We start from the raw sequence: 26,483 nt of genomic DNA on the forward strand, positions 1-26,483 counted from the left end.
ATCGGGTAAGGAAAAGGAGTGACTCCGAAAGTAGCTCAAACTGCTTAGAGGGCACTCCTTTCCTTCGGAGACAGGCATGTGGGGGACGCCTTGAGTACGTCATCACGCATGAAACGGGATGGTGTGGCCCGTACTTCAGCCGCATGAGCCGGCAGGAAGCGGAATGACCGAAAAAGAGCATAAAATAGCAGTGCCAGCCAAGGGACCAGCGTTTGCGCCCGCAGCTGACACTGCTTTTTCATTTGCTGTACCGGCTGCGCCAGGCAGGATCAGTTCGACCTTGCAGCCAATTTACTCCAGCTTTTGTAATCATGGACGGCAAAGCCCGCGTAGCTCGAAAAATGGGAAAGCTTTTCCTTCGCTTTTTGCAATTCCGCTTCCATCGCCCCTGCACTCAAGGAGTGAAACGACGTCATTGGGCCTTCCGAGCTGGGGGCCGTCTCCACGGCTACGATCACGTTCTTCTTCAGTGTGGCGGCTTCCCGCAAGATCGCATTGGCGTTGGCCACGATGCCGTCATTTCCGAGGGCGACATTCCGATAATCCATGATGACCACCGAATCCGCCTTTTCCAGCAGCCATGCGCTCATGCTGTAATCAGAGCCCGGGACCTTGACCATGTGCAGCCAAAAAGGAACGTCGAACGCAAGGGTCAAGCCGCTCCCTTTTGCTTTCTCCTCGATGAAGCGCATGCTGTTCATCCAGGTTTCAATCACCCGCTTGTTGTCTGTCTTCCATTCGGCCAAAATATAGGGCTCTATGTCGAAATGCAGCCCCGTAAACCTCTCTTCCGGCCCGACTGCCGCGTTGTAGCTTTGCACCCAGGCGATGAACGATTCGATTTGGTCCTGGTAGTGCGGAAGGGCCCACTCGGGGCGTCCGCCAAGCGCTTCCACCCTGATCTGTTTCTCCCTCGCCTTCCTCACGAAGTCGCGATAAACCGGTACGGGTACGTCCTTGTCAATCTGAAGGTAGATCGCAGTCAGACGGTGATCGCTGGCAAATGTGAAAACGCTGTCCGGGGACGTCTGGATAATGGCGGCGTCCCAGATCCAGGTAGCTTGCTGCAGCTTTGGCGTGCTGACGGCAGCGTTTGGAGGCGGAGAGGCGGGGACGATTTTCGTATTCCCGGGAGTCGTCACCACAGCCAGATTGCGCTCGGCGACCCAATCGATTTGGGCGTGAAAGGCTTCTCCGATAAAGCGGAGTGGCACCATCGTGCGGTTGTTCCTGATCACCGCGGGAGTATCGAAGGCGACCATCTCGCCGTTCAACTGTGCACGGTTTTGCCCGATCTGGAAACGGATGCTTTGCCCCTTTTTCGCAAGTGTCACTTCATTTGACTGCCCGTACCACTGAACACCGAGACCCAGCTCTTCCGCTACGAAGCGTACGGGGACCATCGTCCGGTCTGTCTGGGGATCGAGATAGGGCGGTTCATCGGGGAAGGACACGTATTGCCCGTTCACGGCTACGTCGATCGGTGATGCGGCAAGTGCCGGCGAGGAGGCTGCGGTGCCAAGCAACAGGAGCAGGGGTAAGGCTGCCAGCCGATTTCTTTTCATGTGGGTATGACCTCGTATCTTCCGTTATGCGTAAATGCCTTCCCGGCGCCAGATGCACCGAATGGCTATTCTATTTTACAATACCTGGCTTCTGAATTCCCTGATCAAATGGTTGCAGTTTCAGCCGTTTTTGCACACAAGGGGATAAGTTGAATCCGGATCGGGTGCCGATTTGCAGGACTCTGTTCCGAACGTAAAGATTATCATATGTATGAACTTGACATCATATCGATGTAAAGGCTTGAAGGACTGAATCAGTGATGAGGGAGAGGAAGTGTGTTCATGAAACTGAATCATCTCAATCTCACGGTAACTGACGTGAACGCGGCACGCGAGTTTTTGGAAAAGTATTTTGAGCTGCAAACCAGGCATACGCGGGGAAATTCATTCGCTGTGCTCTCCGACAAAGATGGACTCGTGCTGACCTTGATGAAAGGGACGGAAGCAGAATATCCCAAGACTTTTCACATTGGTTTTATTCAGGAAAGTGAAGAGCAAGTAAACGCGATCAATCGACGAATGAAGGAAGATGGTTTCGATGTGGGGGAGCCGCAAAGAGCACATGGATGGACTTTCTACGTGAAAGCCCCTGGCGGATTTACGGTTGAGGTCCTTTGCTGAATCGGGCAGAAAGGACCTGAGCAATGGAAATGCAAAGGGACAGACTAAAGAAGCAGCGGCAGTCCCGGGGTGGATTTTTCGCCCCCGGAACTGCCGCTGCCTTTTGGATACCCGGCGAGACCTGTACCCTTTAGCTGTAAAAGGCATGGCGTAGCCAGGTGTTCCAGGAAGCAGTCTGTCTTTTTGCACATGCATTTACGTTGCTGCGATTTCCTTCCCGCCGCCAAAAGAGCGGTGAGTGATGTCCTCCAACCCCCCGAGCACAATCTTCCCTTTAAACATGACCGCGGGACGGCGGGATCGTCTGGCTACCGCTTCAGCCGAGCAGCTGGCCTCTGCAAAGACGATGCTCGCCTCATCGCCTACCTTCGGCCATGCGCGGTTGCCTTCCTTGTCCAGCGTCGTTTTTCCACCCGTGATGAAAAACAGGGACTGCACGAGAGAGCGCTCATCCACCCAGCGATACCGCTCGACCAGACGGTTCAGCTTTTCCAGCATGTCGCCAGTGCCGTATGGCGACCAGGAGTCGTAGAACCCGTCGTAGCCCAAAGCGACCCTGACTCCTTTTTCATGCAGGATCGGCACGGGAGGCATCGGTCGATTGATGGGGACCGTGGTCATGATTTGCACGCCGTTTCGCGCGAGACGCTCCGCCATCTCCGCGCTCTCTTCGGGGGCCACGTCTCCCAAAGCGAAGGCATGGCTGATCGCCATCCGGTTTTTCCAGCCCGCTTCCTCGGTCAGGTCGAGGATCCGCTTGATCGTATAAAAGCCGAGCGTTCCCGGGTCGTGCAGATGGATGTCGACGTCCGCATCGGCTTCGATCGCGATGTCCATCATTTCGCGCAGGGACCCTTCCAGTTCATTGTCGATTCCAGCAGGGTCCAGACCGCCCACGAGGGTCGCGCCTTCGCGCATGGCCTGTCTCATCAGCTGGCTCGCTTTCGTCCGAAGCAGTCCTTGCTGGGGAAAGGCCACGATCTCGTAGGTAAGCTTGTCACTGTAAGACTCGAGGGCTTCGCGTACGCCTTCGAGGTTTTTCAGGCCAACGAACGGGTCGATGTTCACGTGTGTCCGCACATGGGTGGCACCGCCTGCGAGCAGCCAGGAGAGCATGGCCTGTGCCCGCTGTTTTGTCGTGCCCGTCAACAAGGGCATTTCTCTCTCCTCGAATTGCAGCCGATCGATCAGCTTTTTCGGCGGCAGACATGATTTCCACGCTGCCCCAGCGTACGTCTTGTCCAGGTGGTTGTGCATTTCTGCAAACGATGGCAGCGCAAGCAGGCCGTTTGCATTCTGGATGGGGAGGGGAGTAGACGGCGGATTGGCTGCCGACTCGATACGGACGATACGGCCATCTTCAATGAGCAGATGGGCCAGCTCCGTGACCGTATGATCGACTCCATCCGGTCCCGTCTCGAATCCGGCGTCCAGGCGTACATTGGTGAGCCAAAAAGCATTCGTCATTAAACATCAATCCCTTCGCGTTGAAAATCAGGAAAACGAGTGAAATGGGTCAGAAGCCATGCTGCTTTTAAAATTGTAGAGAATATTTCGAACATAAAGTTGCACGTTCTTTACTTGTTTTTGCATCATCTTTACGTGTTCGGGGGAAAGGCGTCTCCTTCTTGGGATATGCCATTCGCTTGCCAACACGATGGTGTTATGAGAAAACAAAGTAGTAGACTGACGCGATAAACGAAACAGCAGCAGCCATGGACGAGAAAATAAAGTCCTAGACTGCTGCTGTTTTATTGAACAAACATTCCCAGCTGAACCGTAAAGTTCAAAGTGGTTACGTTTTTTGGCCGATTGACTTTTTTATCGCATTCTATTTCAGGGAGACAAGATAATCGGCAAGTTTATCGAAAGTAGCCTCAAGATCTTGTTGAAGCTTTGGAGCCATACCTTTGTAGGTATCTTGTTCCTCAGCTGAAGCGTTCACAGGGCAACCTTTCAATTTTAAAACAGTTTTACCTTCGTCATCTTCTAGCGTTATGATATTCATAATTTCAAGAGGCCAGCTCACGCTAAAAGGCGCTCGGATCGTATTGCCTTGCTCATCAGAAAAGGATCGGATATAAGCCACTTTCTCAGGTTCGACAACCTCTTGGTATGCAAATTTTCCCCACATCACCTGATTTCCGTCAGGAGACGTCTGGATACCTAAAAACTCGCCACCTGATCGAGCGTCCATTTTAACGATTTCGAGGGTGACCCCCTTTGGCCCCCACCATTTCGCGAAATGCCCGAGCTCTGTCCATGCTTTAAATACGAGTTCGCGAGGGGCATCGAATACACGCGTAATTGCAATTTCGAACGATTGATTCAGATTGTTATCCATGAAAATCCTCCTTGTTTTTCATGTAGCGCAATACCTCCGTGCCCTTCTGCCGTAAGCTGTGGCACTTTCTCGGAAACAGGACCATTCAAATAAGAAGAGTTCTGCCACGACACATGATCCAGCGTCCGCGAAAAGACGTACATGGGTTTCCGATCGAGCTTGCGTGCGAAGGCGATCTTGAATGGAGGTCCGTGCAGCCTCCTTATGTCTACAATTTAACATCCAAAAGCAGGCCCGGTTTCTCATGGATTGCTAATGGGCACAGTCCAGGCCATGCCGAATACTACTTTTTTCTCAATCTACAACTTTATTTTCCTAGTCTACTACTTTATTTTCATCTGACAGTTGGCAGTCCGTTTGCTCCGATGGTAAACGGCAGATGCGAAAAGCGGGGCGGCATCGCAGGGTAGGGCTGAACCATGATCTGTAGCTGTTGGCACGGGGAGTTGACCTCTGAACGAAAAGGGAGTAGTGTTTTATAGTACTACTGATAGCCTGTGTAAGAAAGAAGGGAATAGCTTGATTGATGAACTTCGAAAAATCGGCTTGTCTGATCTGGAGGCAAGATGCTATCTGGTGCTCCACGAGGACCCGAAGATATCCGGCTATGAGGTTGCCAAAAAAGTATCGGTTTCCCGCACGAATGTGTATGCGGCCCTGCGCTCGTTGACGGAAAAAGGCATATGCCGGGTAATCGAGAGCGAGCCAATCCTCTATGATGCCGTCCCGATTGAACAGCTGATCCGTTTGTTGAAATCCGATTTCGAGCAAACAACGCGTGTTCTGCAGGAGCAATTGAGTGCTGCTCCAAAGACGCCGCCCTCTTTTTACAGCTGGCAAGGCGACAAAGCGATCGAAACGGCCATTCGGCGATTGGTTGCCAATGCGGACAAAAGCATCGTAGCAGATATTTGGTCAGAAGACGTGCATTGGGTGGAAGAGCCTCTTTTGGAAGCGGAAAAGCGCGGGGTTGCCGTTACGCTAATCTCTATCGGGGAATGTACGACAAGCTTGAAACATGTGTTGATCCACAAAAGAAGCGCAGAATGGAGTACCGTTCGCGCGCGGAAATTTTCGATTTTGTGTGATGCCCAGTCTGCACTGCTCGGCAGCTTTGGAAGAGGCCTCAAACCGACTGTGCTGGAAACAGATCATCCCTCTCTCATCGAGCTCTTGCAAAATGCGTTCTACCATGACCTCGTCATGGAGCAAATGGAGCGGGATTTCGGCCAAGAGCTGGATAAAAAGTACGGGAAAGATTATGAGAGCATTCTTCATCCGTACAAGGAATACTTGTAAACAGTATTCCTTTATTTTGGGAGTTACTACAGTGGTATTTTTGCATGCATCTATGAACCGTAATAGAAACAAGCTCAGCCCGCTGAAGTAGCAGCGGACTGAGCTTGTTTCTCTGTGGGTCAGCGATTAGTCTTCTTCGTCAAAATCCGGGAAGATGTCCACCAGATAGCGGTGCAGTTCGCCATTGGCATCCAGCAAAACATTTGCGCTCTTGATTGGCTGGTTTTCTGATTTCTCCTTCGGGGTGAAGGTCACCAGCGTGAATGGCTTCCCTGGCAATTCCTCCTCCGGGTAACCTGTGAGGACATACGTATATTGCTTGCTGTATTCAAACTGGCTTGCACGATCCTTTAGGAAGAAGTCCAGGTAATGCTCCGCTCTTTCAACTGCTTCACGTCCCTGGAGCGGTTTGTCGGTGTTGGGACTCTCCGAATTATGGTCGAAAATAATGACTTCCCCTGTCTCTGCATTGAGCTTCAAATGGGCGATGAGGTAGTCTTGGTCGAACAGCAGCGCGACGAGTACAGTAATTTTGTTGCCATTTACGTCTTTCTCTACTGATTCTCTAATGCTGTCGATCCTGTAATCTGTCAGCTGGGGCACAATTTCCGTGAGTTCTTCCAGCTTGTTTTTTACCATTTCTTCCGCAGCCTCGGCAGAGAGCACGTTTTTCTTAGCTTTCTTCTTCGATGCTTTGCTGACTTCAGCCTTTGCGTAGACGGAGGTACTGGCAGCATTCCCAGATGCTGCCCATACGGGTGTGGCGGAGAGTAGAAAAACGGCGGCTAGTGCAGAGGCAGCAAAACTTTTGGCTTTCATGCTTCACATTCACTCCTATTTGGTAGTTTTACAATCAATAAATAAGACGAATGACTGTTGGAATAGTTTCATATATTTACCAAATTTTATAATTAAATGGAAATCTGATGAGACGCAATCTTGAAAAAAGTTCGTCTGAAACCGTATAATGGTAGTCCTTGGGAGGGGATAATGCCGTGAAAGACCACAAATGGATCGAACGAAATGGAAAACGTCTCTCTGCTATGATTCACTTGCCGGATGGTGTGGCAAATCCGCCTGTCGTCATTTTCTGCCACGGTTTTACGGGAGAAAAAGTGGGTGGCAACCAGTTTGTCCTGCGGCTGGCCAATGCGGTGGAGGCGGCCGGTTACGCTGCCATCCGGTTTGATTTTTCCGGATCGGGGGAAAGTGCGGGAATATTTGAGCAAGACACGACGATTTCCGGCTGGACAGACGATCTGCGTAACGTCGTCGAATGGACGAGGCAAGAACCTCTGTTTCGGGACTCCCCGGTATTTCTTGTCGGCCAGAGTCTCGGCGGGTGCATCGTCCTTCTCCATGACGGTACAAAACAGCCGGTGGCCGGCAGAATCGCGATCGCACCGGTGGTGGATCCCAAGCAAAATTTCCATGACACGATCCTGGGACCAGAGCTGTGGGAAGCAGCCGCAGCCGGACAGACGATTTCCCATTTTTACGGAAAGGGATTTTCGCTGCGGCCCGATCTTGTCCACGACATCCTCGAGCATGGGCACTCGCCTCTGGCCGCGTGCCAGTCCTATCGCGACCCGGTTTTGCTGGTCCACGGTACGGAGGATACGTCAGTGCCCGCAGCAGGCTCCACCCGGTTTGCCGAAGCGTACGGCGGTCCCGTCGAGCTTCTGCTGATGGAGGGGGCGGACCATAGCTTTTCCCGCCAGATGGATCTATTGCAACAGAAGATCGTGGAGTGGCTTTCCGCTCAGGCATACTAGCCTCGGAGGGACAAAGCCCGCTCTTTTCCGCGAAAAGGCCATGGAGGGGGTTCCGTGGCCTTTTGGTGCTGCCTATTTTCCCGGTGTAGCCTCCGGAGAGGGATTGCGGCGGGTCCACACCCAAAGAAGGAGGGCGGCTGCGCTGACCGTAGCGCCAAACAGGCAAACCGCATCCCAGCCCGCGTATGCGTAAAGATTGGTCGAAGCGATGGCACCTGTAGAGCTGCCGATGGAATAAAAAATCATGTACCCGGCAGTGAGCCGGCTCCGCGCTTCCGGGCGGACGGCGAAGATCAAGCTTTGGTTGGTGACGTGGACTGCCTGCACGGCCATATCCAGGATGACGATGCCGACCGCCAAGGCGGCCAGCGACGATTCCGTGAAGGTGATGGGCAGCCAGGAAACAAGCAAGAACAACAGGGCGATCCCGGTTGTTCGTTGCCCCAGCCCGCGATCGGCGAGCCGCCCCGCTCCTGCGGCAGCGACCGCGCCCACTGCGCCAGCGAGGCCGAATGCGCCGATGGCGGTATGCGACAGTGACAAGGGGGCCGAACTGAGAGGCAAGACGAGCGAAGTCCAGAGCGTGCTGAATGCCGTGAAAATCAAAAACGCGAATACGGCGCGGATGCGCAGGATTCTTTCCTGAACGAACAGCTCGATGATCGATCGCAGCAAAAGCAGGTAGGGAAGCCCCGTTCTTTTTTCTTTGGATGACGGCAGGACGCAAAGCAGGGCGACTGCCGTGACCAGCATGAGCACTGCCGAGACGAGATAGACAAAGCGCCAGCCCAGAAGGTCGGTCAGGATCCCTGCGAAAGTCCTCGCGAGGAGAATCCCGATCACGACTCCACTCGTCACTGCCCCGACGATGCGTCCTCGCTCAAGAGGGGCAGCCAGAGTGGAAGCGTACGACACGAGCACCTGCGTCACGACTGCCAGCATCCCGACGACAGCCAAGCCCGTGAATAATACGGGGATCGCGGGGGCCAGGCCAACTACCAAAAGGGCGGCTGCTGAAAGAAACATCATCCCTGCGATAAGCAGGCGCTGGTTCCAGGCATCGCCGAGCGGAACAAGGAGAAATAGTCCCAGTGCATAACAAACCTGCGTGACGGTAATGACGATGCCAATCCACGAATGGGAAATGCCGAACTCGCTGGCCAGGGAGTCCAGCAGGGGCTGTGCGTAGTAAACATTGGACACCGCCAGCCCGCAGGCTACGGAAAACAACAGAGTAACCTGGCGGGGCAGGGCTGAGGCGACTGTGCCATCCGCTGTGGGATGGTCCGTGGCGACGGCCTCTCTTTTGGCGAGCTTTTCCATACAATCCACTCCTTCTTGAAATTATTATGTACTCATCAGTATAATATACCAATCAGTACATTTTGCTTTGACGATAATGTACCGTCTGTTAACCTTGTTTGTCAATAGGGGGATCGCCTGGATTCTTGACATCGAGCAGGGGTTTGACAACAAGCTTCCACGATCGTAGAATCATAATATACCGAACGATATAAAAAGGGGTGCAAGAGTATGGTTCGACTTCGCGAGTTTGATGAGGAAAAGGCTTTGGACGCAGCCATGCAGCTCTTTTGGGAAAAAGGATACGAGGCAACCTCTTTAAGCGATTTGACCGCAAAAATGGGCATTTCCCGGCCGAGCCTGTACGCGGCCTACGGAGATAAAAAGGAACTGTTTGAGTCAGCGCTGCGCAAATACGCTCGCTCCCACGCCGCCTACGTAAGGGCCAGGCTCCAAAGCAGTTCCTCTGTCAAGGAGTCGTTTCGCTCCTACTTCGATGGGGTGGTGGAGGAGGCGTACGAAGGAGGGAAAAACCGGGGGTGCTTCTGCATCAATACGATGGTCGAGCTTGCCCCGCACGAAGAGATCTTTGCGATTCTGACGCGGGAGCATCAAATGTACCTCTCTGTGCTCTTCCAGGAAACCATCGAACGAGGCAAACAGTCGGGTGAGCTTGACGCCGCTGCGGACGCAAAAGCGTTGGCGCAGACCTTGGTCATATCGCTGATTGGACTTACGGTGCTGCTCAAGTCCAGGCCCGAACGAGCTTTCGTTGACAATTCCGTAACGGTGATGCTGTCTTTGCTCGGCTAAAAGCATTGGAAGGAGAGCGAACGCCATCATCCACTGGTTGATTCGAACCAAAAAGTCGGCCTGCCCGCATGCAGACCGACTTTATTTGTGAAGGGCCGAGGAAGGCGATCTCCCGAAGAAAGGCAGTAAGGATAAGATCACGTCCGGGATTGCAGATCGACAAAATAACGAACGACGTAATCACGAAACGTCCGAGCCGACTGGGAGAGATAACGATCTTTCCGCCAGGCGAGCTGGTACGTCCGCAGGCAGTAAGGCTTCTGGATCCGGATCAAATGGGCAGATCCGGCTTTTTCCCCAAGCGTCTGGGGCCAAAAGGCGACCCCGATCCCGGTCTGCAGGAAATGAGCGACGGCAGAGTGCTCGTCGACCTCGCAAATGATGTGGGGAGCAAATCCTGCCTGCTGGCAAAAACCGTCCGTCATCCAGCGGAAAGGGTTGTCTTCCTTGATGGAGATGAACGGCTCATGCGCCGCTTCCGCCAGATCGATTGTGGTTCGATTGGCCCAGCGATGGCCGGGTGGTACGGCCAGCAGGATCTCTTCGGTCAGGATGCTCACGCCGTCAATTCCCTCTCGCACAAGTGGCGGGAACGTGAAGCAAAAGTCAATCTCGCCCTTGATGAGCTGCTGCTCTTTTTCCGCGGCCGGGGCTTGCGTGATGCGCAGCTGGACGTCCGGGTGCAAGGCGAGAAAGGAGCCGATCATCTCGGAAAAGCATTTATGCGTCGTGGTAGAGACGAGTACCTTTCCCTGTTCCCTTCCAGCCAGATCGGCAATCTCCCGCTGTCCGTCATCCAACAAGGCGAGTGCTGCCTCGACTTTGCCGAGGAATGCTTTTCCGAAGGCATTTAATTGAATTTGCCGTCCCCTCCGGTCGAAAAGCGGGACGCCCAAATCTTCCTCCAGGCGGGAAATCGTCTTGCTCAAGGCAGGCTGAGCAATGCGGAGCTCCTGGGCTGCCTTTGTCATGTGCTCCAGCCTGGCCACCTTGCAAAAGTATTGCAGCTGCAACAATTCCAATGGCCTCACTCCAATTCATATACTTGAGTGTATAAATTGATTGGGAAAGATGTATTTTTGTTTATGATAGGGGAATTGTAGAATAAATCCTGCCAGATAGCAATCAGTCAAACGTGTCGCAAAAACGCTGGCAGGAAAGGATGAGTGTCCATGAAAGCGGCAGGAATTTTGACGTTTGGCCCCCCGGAAGTTTTGCAGTTGATCGAGGTCGATTCCCCGCAGGCAGGAAGACAAGAAGTGCGGGTTCAAGTCAAGGCGGCAGGTGTCCAGCCTTTCGATTTGGCTGTGCGAAGCGGCTGGGCTCCACCGGGAGGAGAGATCCGGTTTCCGCAGGTACTCGGAAATGAATTCGCCGGGATTGTAGATCAGGTCGGAGAAGAAGTAAGCGGCTTCTCGATCGGAGACGAAGTCATCGGCTTTCGCGTGCTGGGGTGTCAGGCTGAGTATGTGGTCGTCGGTCCGGAGCAACTGGTCAAAAAGCCGAAGGAAATGCCCTGGGAGGTAGCGGCTGTATTGCCGGCGTCGGGACAGACGGCGCATACCGCCTGGGAAGTGCTTGGAGTGCGCGAGGGGGAGACGGTGCTCGTTCATGCGGCCGCGGGTGGGGTCGGAACGTTCGCCGTTCAGATCGCCATAGCCAGAGGAGCGACGGTCATCGGGACGGCCAGTGAAAAAAATCATGAATACCTCCGCTCTCTCGGCGCTATTCCCGTCCGCTACGGTCCGGGACTCGTCGAGCGCGTGCGAGCCCTCACCCCCGACGGGGTTGACGCGGCGCTTGATGCAGCAGGGGCTGATGCGCTCATGGCCTCGGTGGAGCTGGTGCAGCAAAAGGAGCGGATCGGTACGATCGTGGCATTTGAGTTGGCGGAGCAGCTTGGCCTTCGATTCATCCGCAACCAGCGTTCCGCCGAACGGCTGCAGGAGCTCGTCGATTTGTATCGGCAAGGAAAGCTTCACATCACAATACGCGAGGCGTTTCCTCTACGTCAGGCAGCCGCCGCTCATCGCGAGCTGGAGTCAGGGCACGGGCGTGGGAAGATCGTCATCGTCATGGAGTAATGAGAGTAAAAGCCGGCCGGCATGCACACGGGCCGGCTTTTGGCTATCCTAAGCGTCATGCAGGGGCAGGACGATTTTGATCCCGAGCCCTCCGCCTGCAGGCAGAAACGCGCAGATTTCCCCATCCTGCTTTTCGATCATGCCTTTGCAAATGGCGAGCCCGAGTCCGCTGCCGTTTTTCACTTTCGAGCGGGCCTTGTCCACGCGGTAAAACGGATCGAATATTTTTTGCAGCTCTTCCGCCGGCACTCCGGGTCCGTTGTCGGTCAGCTCGAAGATCGCGTGTTCGCCATCGGTGTAGACGCTCATCGAGACGCGTACATGATCGCAGCCGTGGGAATGATTGAGCGAATTGTGGATGATGTTGGCGAATACCCGGCGGATCCGCTGCTCGTCGACGAACAGGAACGGGTTTCCTTCAAAGGAACAGTCACAATGAAAATCCGCGGCGAAAGTCGGCAGCTCCTCCTTGTACTCCGACGCGATCGATTCCACGAAGGAAACGAGCGGCACCTTTTTTCTGGTCAACAGCGGATGGTTGGCGTTTTGGACGTACTCGGAGAGGTCTTGCGTGAGCTTTTCGATTTCCGTCGCTTTCCGATAAATGATCTGGTAATATTCCAGGCGTTTCTCCTCCGAATGCACGCGCCCCTTCATCAGCCGCTCGATGTATCCCTTGATGGAAGTCAGCGGAGTCTTGAGATCGTGCGAAATCGCGGCCATGGCAGCAGACTGCTTCCGCTTTTCCAGCGAGAGAGTCTCGTTGGCCAGAAGCAGGGAGCTGTAGATTTTTTCCCACTCCATTTCGCTCGGGTATCTGGGCATCCCTTCCTTCAGGAGCTCGCTGTGCTTTTGGTAAAACGTCACGAGCGGCAGCATCGCCAGTCTGCGGCTGTATACCGCAAGAAAGATCGTCGACAGGCAAAAAAGCAGAACGGATACGCCAAGGAAGTGGCTGGACGCCTGAAGCGGACGCAGCATGTTCCACGTGACCGGGTGGGTAAAGGTAAACACGTATTGATGCTTCTCGTCCGTGTACTGGTCGTCCTGCAGGGTGACGGAGAAGATGTTGTGCGATAAAGAGTCGGCCGTAATGGACTTCTCTTTGGTCCGGTCGAACATGCTGATGCGCATGGAGTGGTTCTGGGCATACGTGTGCAAAAATTCGCGGGTCTCGCCAGGCTTGCCCCGCAGCTTGTTGATCTCTTCGATAAACTGACGGTCCTGCTGCTGAAATCCGTGCCGCAGCTTTTCCCATTCCGAAGCAAAATCGGCGATTTCAAATTTCCAGTAGTACACGCCAAGGATGAGCAGGCAAAGAAACAGGACGACGCAGTGAGCGATGAGCAGCTTGACTTGGATGTGGTTTTTCACTGCATGTCACCGACGAACTTGTAACCGATGCCCCAGACGGTTTTGATGTAATGTTTGTCCTGCTCCAGCTTGGAACGCAGGTTTTTGATGTGGACGGTCACGGTATTGATGTCCCCGAACTCGGTCTCGCCCCAGATGGCGTTGTAGATCTGTTCGCGGCTGAGTACCCGGTTCGCGTTTTCGGCCAGGTACAACAGAATCTGGAACTCCTTGGTCGACAGCTCCACCCGTTTATCGTGATGGAAGACCTCAAACGTATCCTTGTTGATCGTGAGGCTTCCGCTGTGTATGAGCTTGGCTGCAGATATGTATCGATTTTCCCGGCGGAGATGAGCGCGTACCCTGGCGATCAGCTCCGAAATGCTGAACGGCTTCAATATGTAGTCGTCCGCGCCGACCTCCAGGCCGATGACCCGGTCCAGCTCCCTGTCCTTCGCGCTGAGGAACAGAATGGGAATGTTGACAGCATTGCGTATTTTCCGGCAAACGTCCAGGCCGTCCATCTCCGGCATCATGATGTCGAGCAAAATCAGGGAAAGGGAAGGATCCAGCGCTTTTTCCAGCGCCTCTTTGCCGTTTGACGCTTCCACGGTGAGAAAGCCTTCGTCCTGAAAGCTCTCTGCGAGCAGACGCACAATATCGGGATCATCGTCGGCGATTAAGATGGTTGGGCTATTCATTTGAAGACCTCCTTATTCACCATTATTATAAATAGTTACGCTTCTCAGGAATATAAGGAGTAAATGCCTTCCCAGTAAAAAAAAGGCGTTCCGGTCGCGGAACACCTTTTTCGTGCTGATTCTTAGTTGGAATCGTCGCTTGGTCCTGGGAAGCTGAGCCAGTTCGTCGTCAAGCTGTCCACGGTAGTTGCGGAAGCCGCAGGTGCAGTCGCAGCGGTGCCATCCGTAGTTGTGGACGTTGCAGGAGACGTTGCAGCCTCGCCGGTAGTCGGGTTGACGATGCTGTGGTATTCTCCGACCATAGTAGTAAAGACGCTGGCAGTACTTTCTTTGTCATCGTCGCTTTTTGCGAAGGCCGGAACAGCCAGAGACGCTGTAATTGCCAGTGCGGCAGTCAGAGCTACGAAACGACAGGCTTTTTTCATGATTTTCATCCTCCATGATCCCTCTCCCCAGAGGGGGGAATATCTTCAAGTTTTGTTATAAACCACATTTCTGTAATCCTTCTGAAAAAAGTATGAAGTTTTATGAAGAACTGCACGAAGAAGTGCATTTGGGCGGCTCAACCTTAAAAGTAATTATTTTCGGAATAAACTTGAGCGAGAAATCGTTCAAAATAGTTGATATTTTACTAACAATGTGTAGTACTAGAGAAGTAGGATTTCATACTAAGGAGATGTAGAAGATGGAGTGTCAGCTAACGATTACCCTGGCGGAGCAAAAAAAGGAGAAGCCTTCGGCAGATAAGCTTGGGTTCGGCGTGCATTTTACCGATCACATGTTTACGATGGACTATACGGAAGGGAAGGGATGGCACGATCCGCAAATCGTACCGTACTCCCCGCTCACACTCGACCCCGCAGCCATGGTTTTCCACTACGGTCAGGCTGTGTTTGAAGGATTGAAAGCCTACCGCAATCAGGAAGACAGCGTCTGGCTGTTTCGGCCGGACCAAAACTTCAAGCGCATGAACCGCTCCCTGAGCCGCCTCAGCATGCCCCTGATCGACGAGGAATTCGTGCTCGAGGCGCTGAAAAAGCTGGTTGCTATTGAAAAAGAATGGATTCCGACGGAGAGCGGAACGTCTCTATATATTCGTCCTTTCGTAATTGCGACGGAAGCGTGCTTCGGCGTCCGCGCTTCGCATACGTACAAATTCGTCATCCTTCTGTCCCCGGTAGGCGCTTACTACTCCGGCGGCATGAAGCCGGTCAAAATTTACGTGGAAAACAACTACGTCCGGGCAGTGCGCGGCGGCACCGGAAACGCCAAAACCGCGGGCAACTACGCGGGCAGCCTGAAAGCGCAGGAGGAAGCGAAAGAGAAAGGCTACGAGCAAGTGCTCTGGCTGGATGGCATCGAGAACAAATACGTGGAAGAAGTCGGCAGCATGAACGTGTTCTTCAAGGTCAAGGGCGAGGTGTGGGTCCCTGCTTTGAACGGCAGCATTCTGGAAGGGATCACACGTGATTCCACGATTCACTTGCTGAAAGACTGGGGCGTGCCCGTGGTCGAAAAGCGCGTTTCGATGGAGGATCTGTACGAGGCGTACACCAAAGGGGAGCTCGAGGAAGCATTCGGCACCGGTACCGCCGCCGTCATCTCGCCGATCGGGGAGATGAGCTGGAACGGCCTTCGCATGGTCATCAACAAGGAAGAGACCGGACCGCTGACGACCAAGCTTTACGATACCATGACAGGCATTCAGTACGGCCAGCTCGAAGACAAGTTCGGCTGGTCTGTAAAAGTAACGGAATAGCCCAGACGCAACGAGCAGGCACAGTCGTCCTCGAACGAAGAGGAAGGCTGTGCCTTTTGCGTTCCACGTAATCAAAATTTTATGATCGTCCAAAATAACAATAGTAAAAATAATGAAAAGAGAAGTAAAGATAGTGGAAAGAAAAAAGTTAGAAAATTATTAAAATTAATACTACTGCACCGCAATTTTTCATGATTACTCATTTGCAAAAGGGGGCCTTCATTCGTGAAAAAAAAGAGCAAGCTTCGTTCCATCCTCGCCCTGTCCGTGCTGATCGCAACCGTTCTCACGGGTTGCGCATCCGGGCAGCAGGCCAATAGCCCGACCGGCGCAAGCAAAGCAGCGGACAGCCAAACGAAAACCGCTCCCGCGCCTGCGGAGGGAGGCACTTTGATCATCGCCCGCTTGTCCGACGCCAACAATCTCGATCCGCATTTCAGCACCCAGATCAACTCGATGGCGGTCGTTCAGCACAAACTGTACGAGGGACTCGTGCTGCAAGGGCCGAACAGCGAGTACAAGCCGCTCCTGGCAAGCGAATGGAAGCAGATCGACGACCTGACCTGGGAGTTTGTCCTGCGCGAGGGCGTGACCTTCCACGACGGCACCCCCTTCGATGGCGAGGCGGTGAAAAAGACGATCGACCGCATTTTGGACAAGAATGCCCCTACTCCCAAAGCCAACATGTTCGGAATGATCAGGGAAGTAAAGGTGGTGGACACTCACAGGATCCAATTCGTGCTGCACTATCCCTTTGCGGGGCTCTTGTCTGTCCTGGCGAGTGCGGAGGGAGGCATCATCAGTCCAAAGGCCATCGAGCAGTACGGCAAAGACCTGAGCAAGCATCCGGTCGGGACGGGCCCGTTCGTGTTTGAATCGTGGACCCCCGGGCAGGAGATCGTGCTCGTGAAAAATGAAAACTACTGGGGGAAAAAGCCCAGGATCGACAAGGTCGTCTTCAAAACCGTACCTGAGGACACCACGCGGGTAGCGATGGTGGAGACGGGCGAAGCGCACATCGCGGAGCAGTTGCCGGTGACGGAGCTCGAGCGCGTGCAAAATTCCCCGAACATGACACTCGGGCGTTATCCGTCCTTTGCGGTGGACCACATCGGCATGAACGTCACCAAGAAGCCGTTTGACGACGTCCGCGTGCGGCAGGCGATTGCCCATGCCATCGACAAGGAAGCGATCATCCAGGGCGTGTACAACAACGTCGGGAAAGTCGCCAACTCTACCTTGGGGCCACAGGTCATCGGGTACAGCCCCAATGTAAAAGGGCCGGAATACGACCTGAACAAAGCCAAGCAGCTGCTTGCCGAAGCGGGATATCCGAACGACTTTAAGGCGACGGTGTACTTGAATGACAACAAGGCGAGGATCAATGTGGCTGAAGTGCTGCAATCGCAGCTCAAAGGGATCGGCATCGACCTGCAAATCCAGGTGATGGAGTTCGGGGCGTACCTCGATCTGGCTGCGAAAGGCGAGACACAGATGTTCATCAGCGGTTGGGGAAATGCCACTGGCGACGCCGACTACAACCAGTACAATCTGTTCCACAGCACGTCGCACGGAGTGCCCGGCAATCATTCCTTCTATTCCAATCCGAAGGTGGATGCGCTCATCGAAGCGGGCCGCAAAGAGAAAGACCCGCAGAAGCGCAAAGATATTTACGAAGAAGCACAGCAGATCGAGATGGAGGAAGTCCCTCTGCTCCCGTACCGCAGCAGCGAAAACCTGGCGGCGATCTCCAAAAGCGTGCAAGGCGTGACCATCAGCCCGTCCGGGTATGTCGAACTCAACGATGTGACGATTCAGGAGTGAGAGCAAGTACATCTAAGCAGCCGCATGGGAAGGAACTACCTGCATCAGAAAAAGGAAAGGGGAGCAGATGATTTCTGGCTCCTCTTTCCTTTTGGCCGGACTAATACTAATACGTAAACTTGTTGATCAGCACTTTGAGCTCCTCGGCCAGCGATGCCAGCGCCTGGGAAGAAGAGGAGATCTCTTCCATGGAGGCGAGCTGCTCTTCCGTCGAAGCCGCGACCTCTTCGGCCGATTCCGCGTTGTTCTTGGCGATCTGCGCCAGCTCTTTTGCCACCTCGCTCACAGCCCCTACGCCAGCCGAGATTTGCGACGCGATGCTGGATACTTCCTCGATCCGCGGAGCTGTCTTTTGCGTGCTTTGCAAAATTTGCTCGAACTTGTGGATCGTATCCGTAGAGACTTCCAGCCCTCCTGCCACGTCCTGCTTGACCTTTTCCATGGTCAGCACGGACTCTTTCGTTTCCCGCTGAATTTCCGCGATCAACTCCGAGATTTGCGCGGCGGAAGCCTGGGATTGTTCCGCCAGGACCCGTACCTCAGTCGCTACGACGGCAAATCCTTTTCCGTGCTCGCCAGCACGTGCCGCCTCGATGGCTGCATTCAAGGCAAGCAGGTTGGTCTGCTGGGCGATGCCGCTGATGACTTCGGAGATCGTGCCGATTTCTTTCGAACGCTCATACAGCGATCTGATCATGGTATCGGATTTTTCCACCGACTCGTGAATCGAGTTCATTTGTCCCATCACTTGCTGGATGGACGTCCCGCCTTCGTCGGCCTGGACCGTCGTGTCTTTCGAGAGGTCGGATAGCACGCGGACCGTGTCTACGATGCGTTCGACCCCGTAAGAGATTTCCTCGAGGGCCTGTACGTTTTGGTCGACTCCGCTCGTTTGCTTTTCCGCGCTGGTGGCCACTTCCTGCACCGCAGCCGCGACATGCTCGGAGGTAGCGCTCGTCTGCTGGGCGCTCGCCGTCAGCTGTTCGGAGGACGCGGCTACCTGTTCCGCCCGCGTCTCGACATCCTGGATCAGCGTCCGCAGGTCGGACTGCATCTGCTGGAACGCCTGGGCGAGCTCCCCGATCTCATCGTTGGACTGCACCTCGATCGTTTCGGTCAGGATGCCGTTGCTGATTTTGACCGCTTGCGCGTGTAGCAGCTTGATGGAGCGGATGACGCCTCGGAGGATCACGGCAATCAGACAACCGCCGAGGAGCAGGCATGCGACGATGGTAATGACCGTGTTGATGAATATCGGTTGGACGGCTTCCGTGATTTCACGGATGAGCATGGTTCCGCCGATTTTCCAGCCAGTCAGCTTGTTTGTGGTGAACAGCATGCTTTTCTCGTCGCCGTTCAGCGTGTAGGAAAAGCTGCCGGACTCGCTTTGATACGCCTGGTCGTAGAAGCTCTCCTGTGCGACTTCACCGGCTTTCATCGTCGGATGGACGACGTATTTTTTGTCCTGGTCCAAAATCAATACGTATCCGTCTTTCCCGATTTGTACGGAAGAAGCGGCTTTCTTGATCTGTTCGATGCCGAGCGTGATCCCGACGACTCCGGATCCGTCATCCGTCGTTCTGGCGATGGTCACGATGACTTCCCCAGTCACAGCAGACAGGTACGGGGGCGTAATGATGGCTGTCCCCTTGTTGGCCATAGCATTTTTATACCAGTCTCTCGTACGGGGATCGAAACCGGGTTTGGCCTCCTGCTTCGGGTAGCGGTAGTAGTAGCCCTCCTCGGTCCCCATGCTGATGCTCGCCACCTCTGGGTGCATCCCCATGTACATTTCGAAATAACGCATGACGTCCGGGCTTTCGCCGGGATGGTACATGCTTTTGTTGATGACGGAAGCCAAGTATGTGGCGTCGTCCATTTTGGGCGTGAAGGTGGAATTGACGACCGTATTGACGAGCTCCACGTTTTCGCCGGCACTCTTCAGCATCTGGCTTTCCATCGCAGCTTTCGACTGGGTGTATGCCAGTGTTCCGATGACGAGCGAAGGAAGGATGAGAATCAAGAGAAACGTAGTGATGAGCTTCGTCTTGAAGTTTCCGCGCCGGACATTCCATAATCGAATCTTCATGTTTGCAAGCATCCTCTCTGATGATGGATAGAAAAAAGTGATATTTTTCGCCAATCATTTATATCGGATAAAGGGGGATGATGAATTAGCTGCAAACTAGTAAAAATACTGAAAATAGAAGTAAAGAGAGTGAAAAATTATAGGCAGAATTGTAGGTAAAATGAAACGAGCGCGAATGATGGAAAAATTCACAAGAATACAGCGCGCGAAAAAGGGGGACATCACTATGAAAAGGACGCGCTTTTTTCAGACGCTGATTGCGCTGACAGTTGCGGTATCGGCTGCGCTGACAGGCTGCTCGTCTGGCCAAGAGGCAAGTCAAACCGCCAACGGTTCGGCTCAACCGGCAGCCAACCCGCAATCGGGCAAAACAGGCGGCACGCTCGTGATTGCACGGCTGTCCGATGCGAATAACCTTGACCCGCATTTTCTCACCCAGATCAACTCGGCTGCGATCATTCACCACAAGGTATACGAAGGACTCGTCCGGATGGACAAGGAGAGCAAGTACGTGCCAGCGCTTGCCACGGAATGGAAGCAGCTGGATGACGTGACGTGGGAGTTCAAGCTGCGCCAGGGCGTCACCTTCCACGACGGCGCACCGTTCAATGCGGAAGCGGTCAAAAGAACGATTGCCCGCGTGCAGGACCCGAGCGTCGGCTCCAACCGGGCGAATCTGTTTGAGGCGATCAAGGAAGTAAAAGCCGTGGATGACCAAACCGTCCAATTCATCCTGCACTATCCGTATGCTCCGCTCTTGTCTGTGCTGGCCGGTGCGGAAGGGGCGATCCTTTCTCCCAAGGCAATCGATCAGTACGGAAAAGATCTGAGCAAACACCCGACGGGCACCGGACCGTACAAGTTCGAATCGTGGACGCCCGGACAAGAAGTAGTCCTCGTGAAAAACGAGAACTATTGGGGCGGGCAGCCCAAGCTGGACAAAGTCGTCTTCAAGACCGTCCCTGAGGACACGACCCGCATTGCCATGGTAGAGACGGGAGAAGCACAGGTAGCCGAGCAGCTGCCCGTAACGGAAGTAGATCGCGTGCAAAATTCGAGCAGCATGACGCTCGGGCGCTTTGAATCCTTCTCCAGCGACCATATCGGGATCAACACCAAGAAGAAGCCGTTTGACGACGTGCGGGTACGCCAGGCGATCGCGTATGCCGTCGACAAGGAGTCCATCATCAAAGGAGTGTACAACGATGTAGGGACACCGGCTCACTCCTCCATCACCCCGACGATGGTGGGCTACAGTCCAAATGTAAAAGGGCTGGATTACAACCTGGAAAAAGCAAAGCAGCTGCTGGCAGAGGCAGGCTACGCCAACGGACTCAAAGCGACGATTTACTTGAATGACAACAAAGCCCGGATCAGCGTAGCGGAGGTATTGCAGCAGCAGCTGAAACAAATCGGGATCGACCTGCAAGTGAAGGTGCTGGAATTCGGGGCGTACATCGATGCGGCCTCCAAGGGGGAGACTGACCTGTTCATCAGCGGCTGGGGCAATGCTACGGGCGACGCCGACTACAACCAGTACAACCTGTTCCACGCCAAGTCGCAAGGCGCGCCGGGGAACCACTCGTTTTACAGTAATCCGGAGGTGGACAAGCTGATCGAGGACGGCCGCAAGGAAAAGGATCCGGCGAAACGTACACAAATCTACGAGCAGGCCCAACAGATCGAAATGAACGAGGCAGCACTGATTCCGTACCGCTTCTCCGAGAATCTCGCTGCTATCGAGAAAGGTGTGGAGGGCGTCTGGATCAGCCCTGCCGGCCACATCGAAATCGACGAGGTAACTCTTCCATAATCATGACGCTCAGGAGCAGCATCGCGAGACTTCCCGAGGGGATCGAGCCATGCTGCCCTTTTCTTCTAGGGGGAAACTTTCCTGGGAAATGCTCGGAGAAGGAAAATCGATCAGGCAAATTCGCAATCAGGGGGGTGCACGGGGAGCCTTGTCATGAAAGGCTGGAGGCATTGCTGCCCTGAATCGGAGTACGTGCAGGAAAAGGAAGAGTCAAAAATAAAGTAAGTGTAAAAATATTATAAATAGATGTAAAGATGCTGAAAGGCTTGCTTGACCCCTTGCTTTATAATGCAGATAAGAACCTAACACAGAAATTTCGACAACATCTCACAGGGGGCATACAGATGAAGAAAGCACGCTTGTTCGGATCCTTGCTCGTCCTGACTTTGACCGTCGGAGCAGTACTGACCGGCTGCGGAGCGGGGCAGGATCAAGCCGGTTCAGGTACCGCAGCGCCTGCGGAAAGTCCAAAAGCAGGGGGCACGCTGATCGTAGCTCGCAAGGCGGATGCCAACAATCTCGACCCGCACTTCATTTCCAACATTCCATCCGCGAACTACATTTACGGCAAAGTATATGAAAGCCTGGTGGCTCGCGACAAAAACTCGGAGTACAAGCCTGCTCTGGCGACGGAGTGGAAGCAGGTGGACGACCTGACGTGGGAGTTCAAGCTGCGGTCGGCGGTCACTTTCCACGACGGAGCTCCGTTCAATGCCGAAGCGGTAAAAAAGACGTTCGACCGGGTGCTGGACCCGAAAGTCGCTTCGCCACGAGCTTCCAACTTTTCCATGATCAAGGAAATCAAAGTGGTGGATGAACAAACCGTGCAATTTGTCCTGGAATATCCGTTCACTCCGCTTCTTTCCATCCTGGCGAGCTCCGAGGGCAGCATCCTGAGCCCGAAAGCGATCAGCGAGCATGCGGACACGCTTTCCAAGCAGCCAGTCGGAACCGGGCCGTTCAAATTTGAATCGTGGACACCGGGCCAGGAAATGACACTGGTGAAAAACGACAGCTACTGGGGAGAAAAGCCGAAGGTAGACAAGGTCGTCTACAAGGTCGTACCGGAAGACACGACCCGCATCGCGATGGTGGAAGCGGGAGAAGCCCATATCGCCGACCAGCTCCCGGTTACGGAGGTCGAACGCGCCCAATCGTCTCCGAACATGACGATGGTTCGCGCGGAGGGCTTGGGTGTCGAGTACATCGGGTTCAATGTGACCAAAAAGCCGTTCGACGATGTCCGTGTCCGCCAGGCGGTCGCCCATGCCATCGAAAAGGAAGCCATCGTCAAAGGCGTGTACAACAACGTAGGCACGGAAGCCGTGTCCGCCATGTCTTCCAAAGTCATCGGCTACAATCCCGATCTGAAGGACTACGCGTACGATGTGAACGAAGCGCGCAAACTGCTCAGCGATGCGGGCTATCCGAACGGCTTCAAGACGACCATCGTAACCGATGACCGCAAAGAGCGGATGAACGTCGCTGAAGTCATTCAGTCCCAGCTGAAAGGAATCGGGATCGACGTGGACATCAAAGTGATGGAGTACGGGGCTTATCTCGAATACACCGACAAAGGCGAGCACGACATGTTCATCGGGGGCTGGGGCAATGCGACCGGGGACGGCGACTACAACCAGTACAATGTCTTCCATAGTTCGTCCAAAGGAAGCGCCGGCAACCTCGCGTTTTACAACAACCCTGAAGTGGATCAGCTGATTGAGCAGGGGCGTCGCGAAAAAGACGCGAAAAAGCGCAACGAGATCTACGCCAAGCTGCAGGAAATCGAACTGAACGACGCGCCGGTCATTCCGATCCGCACGATTGATCACGTGTCGGTGACATCCAAGGATGTGCGCGGCTTCTGGCTGAATCCGGTAGGGTATTTGATGTTGGACGATGTCACGATTCAATAAGCATAGGGGAAAGCGGGGATGGCCCAAAGCCATCCTCGTTTTCGTCTGAAGGATGGCTTCTCGCAGGTCGGCAGAATGCCGGCGATCGTAATGTATATGGACGCAGGAGGAAAAAAATCCCACGATCGGATAAAGGAAGACTGTTTCGGATGGAAGAAATATGTTATATTTTCTGACATGAAGGTAACTGAGGGGGATTTCATGTGAGCTGGTTTCTTTCCGGTTTTTTTCTCTCGCTTTCTCTTTGTCTGGACCTAGGGATCGTCAATGTCGCGATTCTACGCGCAGGCGTCGCAAGGGGGCTGCTCCCGTCCTTTCTGATCGGGGTCGGTTCCAGCATCGGCGACCTGGTCTACGCATTGCTTTCCATGGCAGGGATCTCTCTTCTCCTAGAAAACAGGATCATCCGCTGGGTGCTGTGGCTCGGAGGGACAGTGGTTCTTTTGTACATGACGTGGAACATGCTGAAGGAATTCCGCAAGCCGAAAACAATCGAGCTTCAAGAGGAAGAGGAGCAGGTTGGCACCCGCAATTGGAAGGATTTCTCCTCGGGACTTGGCCTTGCCTTGGCTTCGCCATCCGCGATTCTCTGGTTCGCTACGATCGGCGGCAGCGTCATCGCTTCGTCCGGCGCCGAGTCTTCCGCAGCGCTGCTCATGTTTTTTGGCGGCTTTTTTTCGGCGTCCATCGCCTGGTCGCTGTTCATGGCGGGCGTTTCCAGCCAGGGCGGAAAGTGGCTGGGACAGCGCCTCGTGCGCGGCTTCTCGTTCGTATCGGCGCTGCTCTTCCTCTACTTCGCCGGGAAAGTGTTCGTGGACGGCTACTATACGCTGTTGTAGCCAACGGGCTCGATCGCTGGTAAGGTAAGAGGAGGATAGAGAGAGAGGGATAGAGACAGGGATAGAGACAGGGATAAAGACGAGGAGGGAGAAGGGCATGCGCGAAGAGATGCTCGACATCATTGACGAAGAAACAGGGGCCCCGATCGGAGTGGCCGCCCGAGGGGAAGTGCACCGACTGGGGCATTGGCATCAAACCTTCCACTGCTGGATATACACGGTGAGAGAAGGCGGGATCGAGCTGTTGTTTCAGAAGCGCCACCCCGAAAAGGATACGTGCCCCAATCTGCTGGACATTACCTCCGCCGGACATCTGGCAGCGGCCGAGGGGCCCGCTGACGGTGTGCGTGAGCTGGAGGAGGAGCTGGGAATCAAGATTCCGTTCGCTGCGCTCCAATCGGTCGGTGTCATCAAGGATGTGATGGTCTCTCCCGGCATCTGCGACAAGGAGCTGTGCCATGTATACGCCTGCGCTTCCGACAGGCCGCTGCACGACTACCGGCTGCAGCCCGAAGAAGTGACGGGGCTCTTTTGGGTGCGGCTGGACGAGCTCGAACGGCTGTTTGCGGGGGAGCTTTCCCGGATCACGGCAGAGGGCTTTCTGTCCGAGGCCGACGGAACGAAGAAGGACGTCGTGCTCGAAGTGGCCCAGGCTGCCTTCGTCCCGCATGAGTCGCATTACTACCGGCGCGTTTTTGCCGCCGTGCGCAGACTCGCCTCTGGTTCGGCATAAACAAATAGGCTTGTTCGCGATACCTGTTCCGGCTTCACGGGGCAGGCATTTTTGTTTGCGAAGCAGCAGATTTTCAATATTATGGGAAGGGCGTTCTGTGCTATACTGTAACAATGCTTTTCTAGATAGAGACGTTTTTGGTAGGTAGAGAGGAGATTGCAATGAGGGCAAAAATCATGATGGCGCTGATGCTTTCGACGTTCCTGGCCGCAATGGAAGGAACGATCGTCAGTACGGCAGTGCCCCGCATCACCAGCGATTTGTCTGGATTCGAGCAGGTTAGTTGGGTGTACGCGATCTACATGCTGGCGACAGCTGTTTCGGCACCCATTTACGGAAAGCTGGCCGATCTGTTCGGCAGAAAAAACGTGATGATGGCGGGCATCGGCATTTTTCTCGCAGGTTCTACGCTCTGTGGACTTGCGACGTCGATGGGGCAGTTGATCGTCTTCCGTGCGCTGCAAGGCTTGGGAGCGGGATCGGTCATGCCCATCACGATGACGATTATCGGAGACTTGTATAACGATCAGTCTTCACGGGCAAAAGCCCAGGGCTGGATCAGCGCCGTCTGGGGGTTGTCCGGCGTGGCGGGTCCGCTGGTTGGAGGCTTTTTGGTTGATACACTCACTTGGCGGTACATCTTCTTTCTGAATTTGCCGTTCGGCCTTTTGTCGTTTTTCATGCTGGTCCTGTCTTACAAGGAAAAGCTGGGGAGCAAGACCAAGCGCCATATCGACTACCAGGGGGCGCTCGTATTTAGCGTCGGGACGATTGCGCTGCTGTACGCGCTCTTGACGGGAAGCCAAAACCAGTCGTGGCTCAGTCCGACGACCGTATCCTTGATCGTGTTCAGCCTGGTCACCTATCTGGCTTTTCTCTCCGTCGAAAGAAAGTCGCCGGAGCCGCTGATACCGCTCACGCTCTTTACGAACCGCAACGTCACATTGATCAATCTGCTGACGCTGCTGGTCAATGCGATCGTCATCAGCCTGGTCGTTTACCTGCCCATCTGGAGCCAGGGCGTGCTAGGAGAAAGCGCAACAATGGCTGGATTCGTGCTTACGCCGATGTCCGTCTGCTGGACGCTCGGAGCCGTCGTGTCAGGCAACCTGCTGGGAAGGCTGCGGGCCGAACAGTTGATCACAGCAGGCACGGCTGTGCTTTCGGTCGCATCCCTGCTGTTGTTCCTGCTTTCCCCCCAATCGCCAGGCTTCCTGATTTACGTGGCGGTAGGCTTGATCGGCTTGGGCATGGGACTCATCAGTCCGATCGTCATGGTCAAGATTCAGGCGTCCGTCCCGGTGGACAAACGGGGGACGGCCGTTGCTTTAAATACCTTCACGGGTACGTTCAGCCAGACCTTTGGAGCAGCGGTGTTCGGCATGTTCTTCAACATGGTGACCGTAGCGAGCGGATTGTCCAATCTGGGCTCTTCCTTCGAGCACGGCGCGGCTGTACAGGGGCAGCTCGAACAGGCTCGTGACGTACTTGCTTCGGGCGTGCACGCGGTGTTTACGGGCACGCTGGTCGTGGCGGCAGGCAGCCTGGCTCTCGCTTTGCTGATCGCGCGCGGACAGCGGGAGCGGTTGCGCGAAAACGGATAGGAAGGCGTCGGCCATCATGCCGGCGTCTTTTTGCGCAGATGGGCTTTTT

General features: G+C 54.4%; 22 protein-coding genes. 12 read left to right on the forward strand and 10 right to left on the reverse strand.

Annotated features, from left to right (window positions below):
• Positions 1-269 precede the first annotated feature (269 nt).
• Positions 270-1,565: a copper amine oxidase N-terminal domain-containing protein gene (locus tag RGB73_RS09045; protein WP_310771114.1), complete on the reverse strand. Its 1,296-nt coding sequence runs from the start codon at positions 1,563-1,565 to the stop codon at positions 270-272.
• 282 nt (positions 1,566-1,847) lie between these two features.
• On the opposite strand from RGB73_RS09045, the gene RGB73_RS09050 reads away from it, so the two are divergent.
• Complete coding sequence (locus RGB73_RS09050; protein WP_310771116.1) at positions 1,848-2,186, forward strand: VOC family protein; 339 nt, start codon at positions 1,848-1,850, stop codon at positions 2,184-2,186.
• 195 nt (positions 2,187-2,381) lie between these two features.
• Here RGB73_RS09050 and RGB73_RS09055 read toward each other — a convergent pair whose 3' ends face one another.
• Complete coding sequence (locus RGB73_RS09055; protein WP_310771118.1) at positions 2,382-3,653, reverse strand: amidohydrolase family protein; 1,272 nt, start codon at positions 3,651-3,653, stop codon at positions 2,382-2,384.
• Positions 3,654-4,017: 364 nt separating this feature from the next.
• Positions 4,018-4,530, reverse strand: a complete 513-nt coding sequence (locus RGB73_RS09060) for an SRPBCC domain-containing protein (protein WP_310771120.1) — start codon at positions 4,528-4,530, stop codon at positions 4,018-4,020.
• A 519-nt stretch (positions 4,531-5,049) separates the two neighbouring features.
• On the opposite strand from RGB73_RS09060, the gene RGB73_RS09065 reads away from it, so the two are divergent.
• On the forward strand, positions 5,050-5,829 hold the full coding sequence (locus RGB73_RS09065; protein WP_310771122.1) for a TrmB family transcriptional regulator: 780 nt from the start codon (positions 5,050-5,052) through the stop codon (positions 5,827-5,829).
• Positions 5,830-5,955: 126 nt separating this feature from the next.
• Here the strand turns inward: RGB73_RS09065 and RGB73_RS09070 are convergent, their stop codons facing one another.
• Positions 5,956-6,648 (reverse strand): hypothetical protein, encoded by a 693-nt coding sequence (locus RGB73_RS09070; RefSeq protein ID WP_310771124.1) that lies wholly within the window; start codon positions 6,646-6,648, stop codon positions 5,956-5,958.
• 176 nt (positions 6,649-6,824) lie between these two features.
• Here RGB73_RS09070 and RGB73_RS09075 point away from each other — a divergent pair, with 176 nt between their 5' ends.
• Positions 6,825-7,604 (forward strand): alpha/beta hydrolase, encoded by a 780-nt coding sequence (locus RGB73_RS09075; RefSeq protein WP_310771126.1) that lies wholly within the window; start codon positions 6,825-6,827, stop codon positions 7,602-7,604.
• A 72-nt stretch (positions 7,605-7,676) separates the two neighbouring features.
• On the opposite strand, the gene RGB73_RS09080 is transcribed toward RGB73_RS09075, so the two are convergent.
• A complete protein-coding gene (locus tag RGB73_RS09080; RefSeq protein ID WP_396136182.1) occupies positions 7,677-8,936 on the reverse strand; it encodes an MFS transporter in 1,260 nt (419 codons plus the stop codon).
• Between the two features lie 201 nt (positions 8,937-9,137).
• On the opposite strand from RGB73_RS09080, the gene RGB73_RS09085 reads away from it, so the two are divergent.
• Positions 9,138-9,719 (forward strand): TetR/AcrR family transcriptional regulator, encoded by a 582-nt coding sequence (locus RGB73_RS09085; RefSeq protein ID WP_310771129.1) that lies wholly within the window; start codon positions 9,138-9,140, stop codon positions 9,717-9,719.
• Positions 9,720-9,856: 137 nt separating this feature from the next.
• Here the strand turns inward: RGB73_RS09085 and RGB73_RS09090 are convergent, their stop codons facing one another.
• Complete coding sequence (locus RGB73_RS09090; RefSeq protein WP_310771131.1) at positions 9,857-10,741, reverse strand: LysR family transcriptional regulator; 885 nt, start codon at positions 10,739-10,741, stop codon at positions 9,857-9,859.
• Positions 10,742-10,891: 150 nt separating this feature from the next.
• Here RGB73_RS09090 and RGB73_RS09095 point away from each other — a divergent pair, with 150 nt between their 5' ends.
• Positions 10,892-11,803: an NADP-dependent oxidoreductase gene (locus tag RGB73_RS09095; RefSeq protein WP_310771133.1), complete on the forward strand. Its 912-nt coding sequence runs from the start codon at positions 10,892-10,894 to the stop codon at positions 11,801-11,803.
• Positions 11,804-11,851: 48 nt separating this feature from the next.
• On the opposite strand, the gene RGB73_RS09100 is transcribed toward RGB73_RS09095, so the two are convergent.
• The 3 genes from RGB73_RS09100 to RGB73_RS09110 all read right to left on the reverse strand — a co-directional run bounded on the left by RGB73_RS09100 (position 11,852) and on the right by RGB73_RS09110 (position 14,282).
• Positions 11,852-13,177 (reverse strand): sensor histidine kinase, encoded by a 1,326-nt coding sequence (locus tag RGB73_RS09100; RefSeq protein ID WP_310771135.1) that lies wholly within the window; start codon positions 13,175-13,177, stop codon positions 11,852-11,854.
• Entirely contained in the window at positions 13,174-13,857 is a 684-nt protein-coding gene (locus RGB73_RS09105; RefSeq protein ID WP_310771137.1) for a response regulator transcription factor, read from the reverse strand. The genes RGB73_RS09100 and RGB73_RS09105 overlap by 4 nt, the downstream gene beginning before the upstream one ends.
• Positions 13,858-13,979: 122 nt before the next feature.
• Positions 13,980-14,282: a hypothetical protein gene (locus RGB73_RS09110; RefSeq protein WP_310771138.1), complete on the reverse strand. Its 303-nt coding sequence runs from the start codon at positions 14,280-14,282 to the stop codon at positions 13,980-13,982.
• Between the two features lie 260 nt (positions 14,283-14,542).
• Here RGB73_RS09110 and RGB73_RS09115 point away from each other — a divergent pair, with 260 nt between their 5' ends.
• Together RGB73_RS09115 and RGB73_RS09120 are read left to right on the forward strand one after the other, a co-directional pair.
• Entirely contained in the window at positions 14,543-15,616 is a 1,074-nt protein-coding gene (locus RGB73_RS09115) for a branched-chain amino acid aminotransferase (RefSeq protein WP_310771140.1), read from the forward strand.
• Between the two features lie 225 nt (positions 15,617-15,841).
• The gene (locus RGB73_RS09120) at positions 15,842-17,440 is read left to right on the forward strand and encodes a glutathione ABC transporter substrate-binding protein (RefSeq protein ID WP_310771142.1); all 1,599 of its coding nucleotides are present in this window, start codon (positions 15,842-15,844) and stop codon (positions 17,438-17,440) included.
• 106 nt (positions 17,441-17,546) lie between these two features.
• Here RGB73_RS09120 and RGB73_RS09125 read toward each other — a convergent pair whose 3' ends face one another.
• On the reverse strand, positions 17,547-19,529 hold the full coding sequence (locus tag RGB73_RS09125; protein WP_310771144.1) for a methyl-accepting chemotaxis protein: 1,983 nt from the start codon (positions 19,527-19,529) through the stop codon (positions 17,547-17,549).
• A gap of 226 nt (positions 19,530-19,755) precedes the next feature.
• Between RGB73_RS09125 and RGB73_RS09130 the strand changes: the two genes are divergently transcribed.
• The 5 genes from RGB73_RS09130 (at position 19,756) to RGB73_RS09150 (ending at position 26,434) form a co-directional block, all read left to right on the forward strand.
• On the forward strand, positions 19,756-21,342 hold the full coding sequence (locus RGB73_RS09130; protein ID WP_310771146.1) for an ABC transporter substrate-binding protein: 1,587 nt from the start codon (positions 19,756-19,758) through the stop codon (positions 21,340-21,342).
• A 344-nt stretch (positions 21,343-21,686) separates the two neighbouring features.
• Positions 21,687-23,258 (forward strand): glutathione ABC transporter substrate-binding protein, encoded by a 1,572-nt coding sequence (locus RGB73_RS09135; RefSeq protein WP_310771148.1) that lies wholly within the window; start codon positions 21,687-21,689, stop codon positions 23,256-23,258.
• A 203-nt stretch (positions 23,259-23,461) separates the two neighbouring features.
• Positions 23,462-24,097 (forward strand): LysE family transporter, encoded by a 636-nt coding sequence (locus RGB73_RS09140; RefSeq protein ID WP_310771150.1) that lies wholly within the window; start codon positions 23,462-23,464, stop codon positions 24,095-24,097.
• Positions 24,098-24,194: 97 nt separating this feature from the next.
• Positions 24,195-24,830: an NUDIX hydrolase gene (locus tag RGB73_RS09145; protein WP_310771152.1), complete on the forward strand. Its 636-nt coding sequence runs from the start codon at positions 24,195-24,197 to the stop codon at positions 24,828-24,830.
• Between the two features lie 161 nt (positions 24,831-24,991).
• Entirely contained in the window at positions 24,992-26,434 is a 1,443-nt protein-coding gene (locus RGB73_RS09150) for an MDR family MFS transporter (RefSeq protein WP_310771154.1), read from the forward strand.
• Positions 26,435-26,483: the final 49 nt, after the last annotated feature.

Origin of the sequence: Brevibacillus brevis (assembly GCF_031583145.1) — a bacterium.
GTDB classification, from domain to species: domain Bacteria; phylum Bacillota; class Bacilli; order Brevibacillales; family Brevibacillaceae; genus Brevibacillus; species Brevibacillus brevis_E.

Excerpts from the sequence above, each read along its gene's own strand:
- RGB73_RS09045 (WP_310771114.1), bottom strand. The coding sequence starts at position 1,565 with ATGAAAAGAAATCGGCTGGCAGCCTTACCCCTGCTCCTGTTGCTTGGC.
- RGB73_RS09050 (WP_310771116.1), top strand. The coding sequence starts at position 1,848 with ATGAAACTGAATCATCTCAATCTCACGGTAACTGACGTGAACGCGGCA.
- RGB73_RS09055 (WP_310771118.1), bottom strand. The coding sequence starts at position 3,653 with ATGACGAATGCTTTTTGGCTCACCAATGTACGCCTGGACGCCGGATTC.
- RGB73_RS09060 (WP_310771120.1), bottom strand. The coding sequence starts at position 4,530 with ATGGATAACAATCTGAATCAATCGTTCGAAATTGCAATTACGCGTGTA.
- RGB73_RS09070 (WP_310771124.1), bottom strand. The coding sequence starts at position 6,648 with ATGAAAGCCAAAAGTTTTGCTGCCTCTGCACTAGCCGCCGTTTTTCTA.
- RGB73_RS09085 (WP_310771129.1), top strand. The coding sequence starts at position 9,138 with ATGGTTCGACTTCGCGAGTTTGATGAGGAAAAGGCTTTGGACGCAGCC.
- RGB73_RS09095 (WP_310771133.1), top strand. The coding sequence starts at position 10,892 with ATGAAAGCGGCAGGAATTTTGACGTTTGGCCCCCCGGAAGTTTTGCAG.
- RGB73_RS09105 (WP_310771137.1), bottom strand. The coding sequence starts at position 13,857 with ATGAATAGCCCAACCATCTTAATCGCCGACGATGATCCCGATATTGTG.
- RGB73_RS09110 (WP_310771138.1), bottom strand. The coding sequence starts at position 14,282 with ATGAAAAAAGCCTGTCGTTTCGTAGCTCTGACTGCCGCACTGGCAATT.
- RGB73_RS09115 (WP_310771140.1), top strand. The coding sequence starts at position 14,543 with ATGGAGTGTCAGCTAACGATTACCCTGGCGGAGCAAAAAAAGGAGAAG.
- RGB73_RS09125 (WP_310771144.1), bottom strand. The coding sequence starts at position 19,529 with ATGAAGATTCGATTATGGAATGTCCGGCGCGGAAACTTCAAGACGAAG.
- RGB73_RS09130 (WP_310771146.1), top strand. The coding sequence starts at position 19,756 with ATGAAAAGGACGCGCTTTTTTCAGACGCTGATTGCGCTGACAGTTGCG.
- RGB73_RS09135 (WP_310771148.1), top strand. The coding sequence starts at position 21,687 with ATGAAGAAAGCACGCTTGTTCGGATCCTTGCTCGTCCTGACTTTGACC.
- RGB73_RS09145 (WP_310771152.1), top strand. The coding sequence starts at position 24,195 with ATGCGCGAAGAGATGCTCGACATCATTGACGAAGAAACAGGGGCCCCG.
- RGB73_RS09150 (WP_310771154.1), top strand. The coding sequence starts at position 24,992 with ATGAGGGCAAAAATCATGATGGCGCTGATGCTTTCGACGTTCCTGGCC.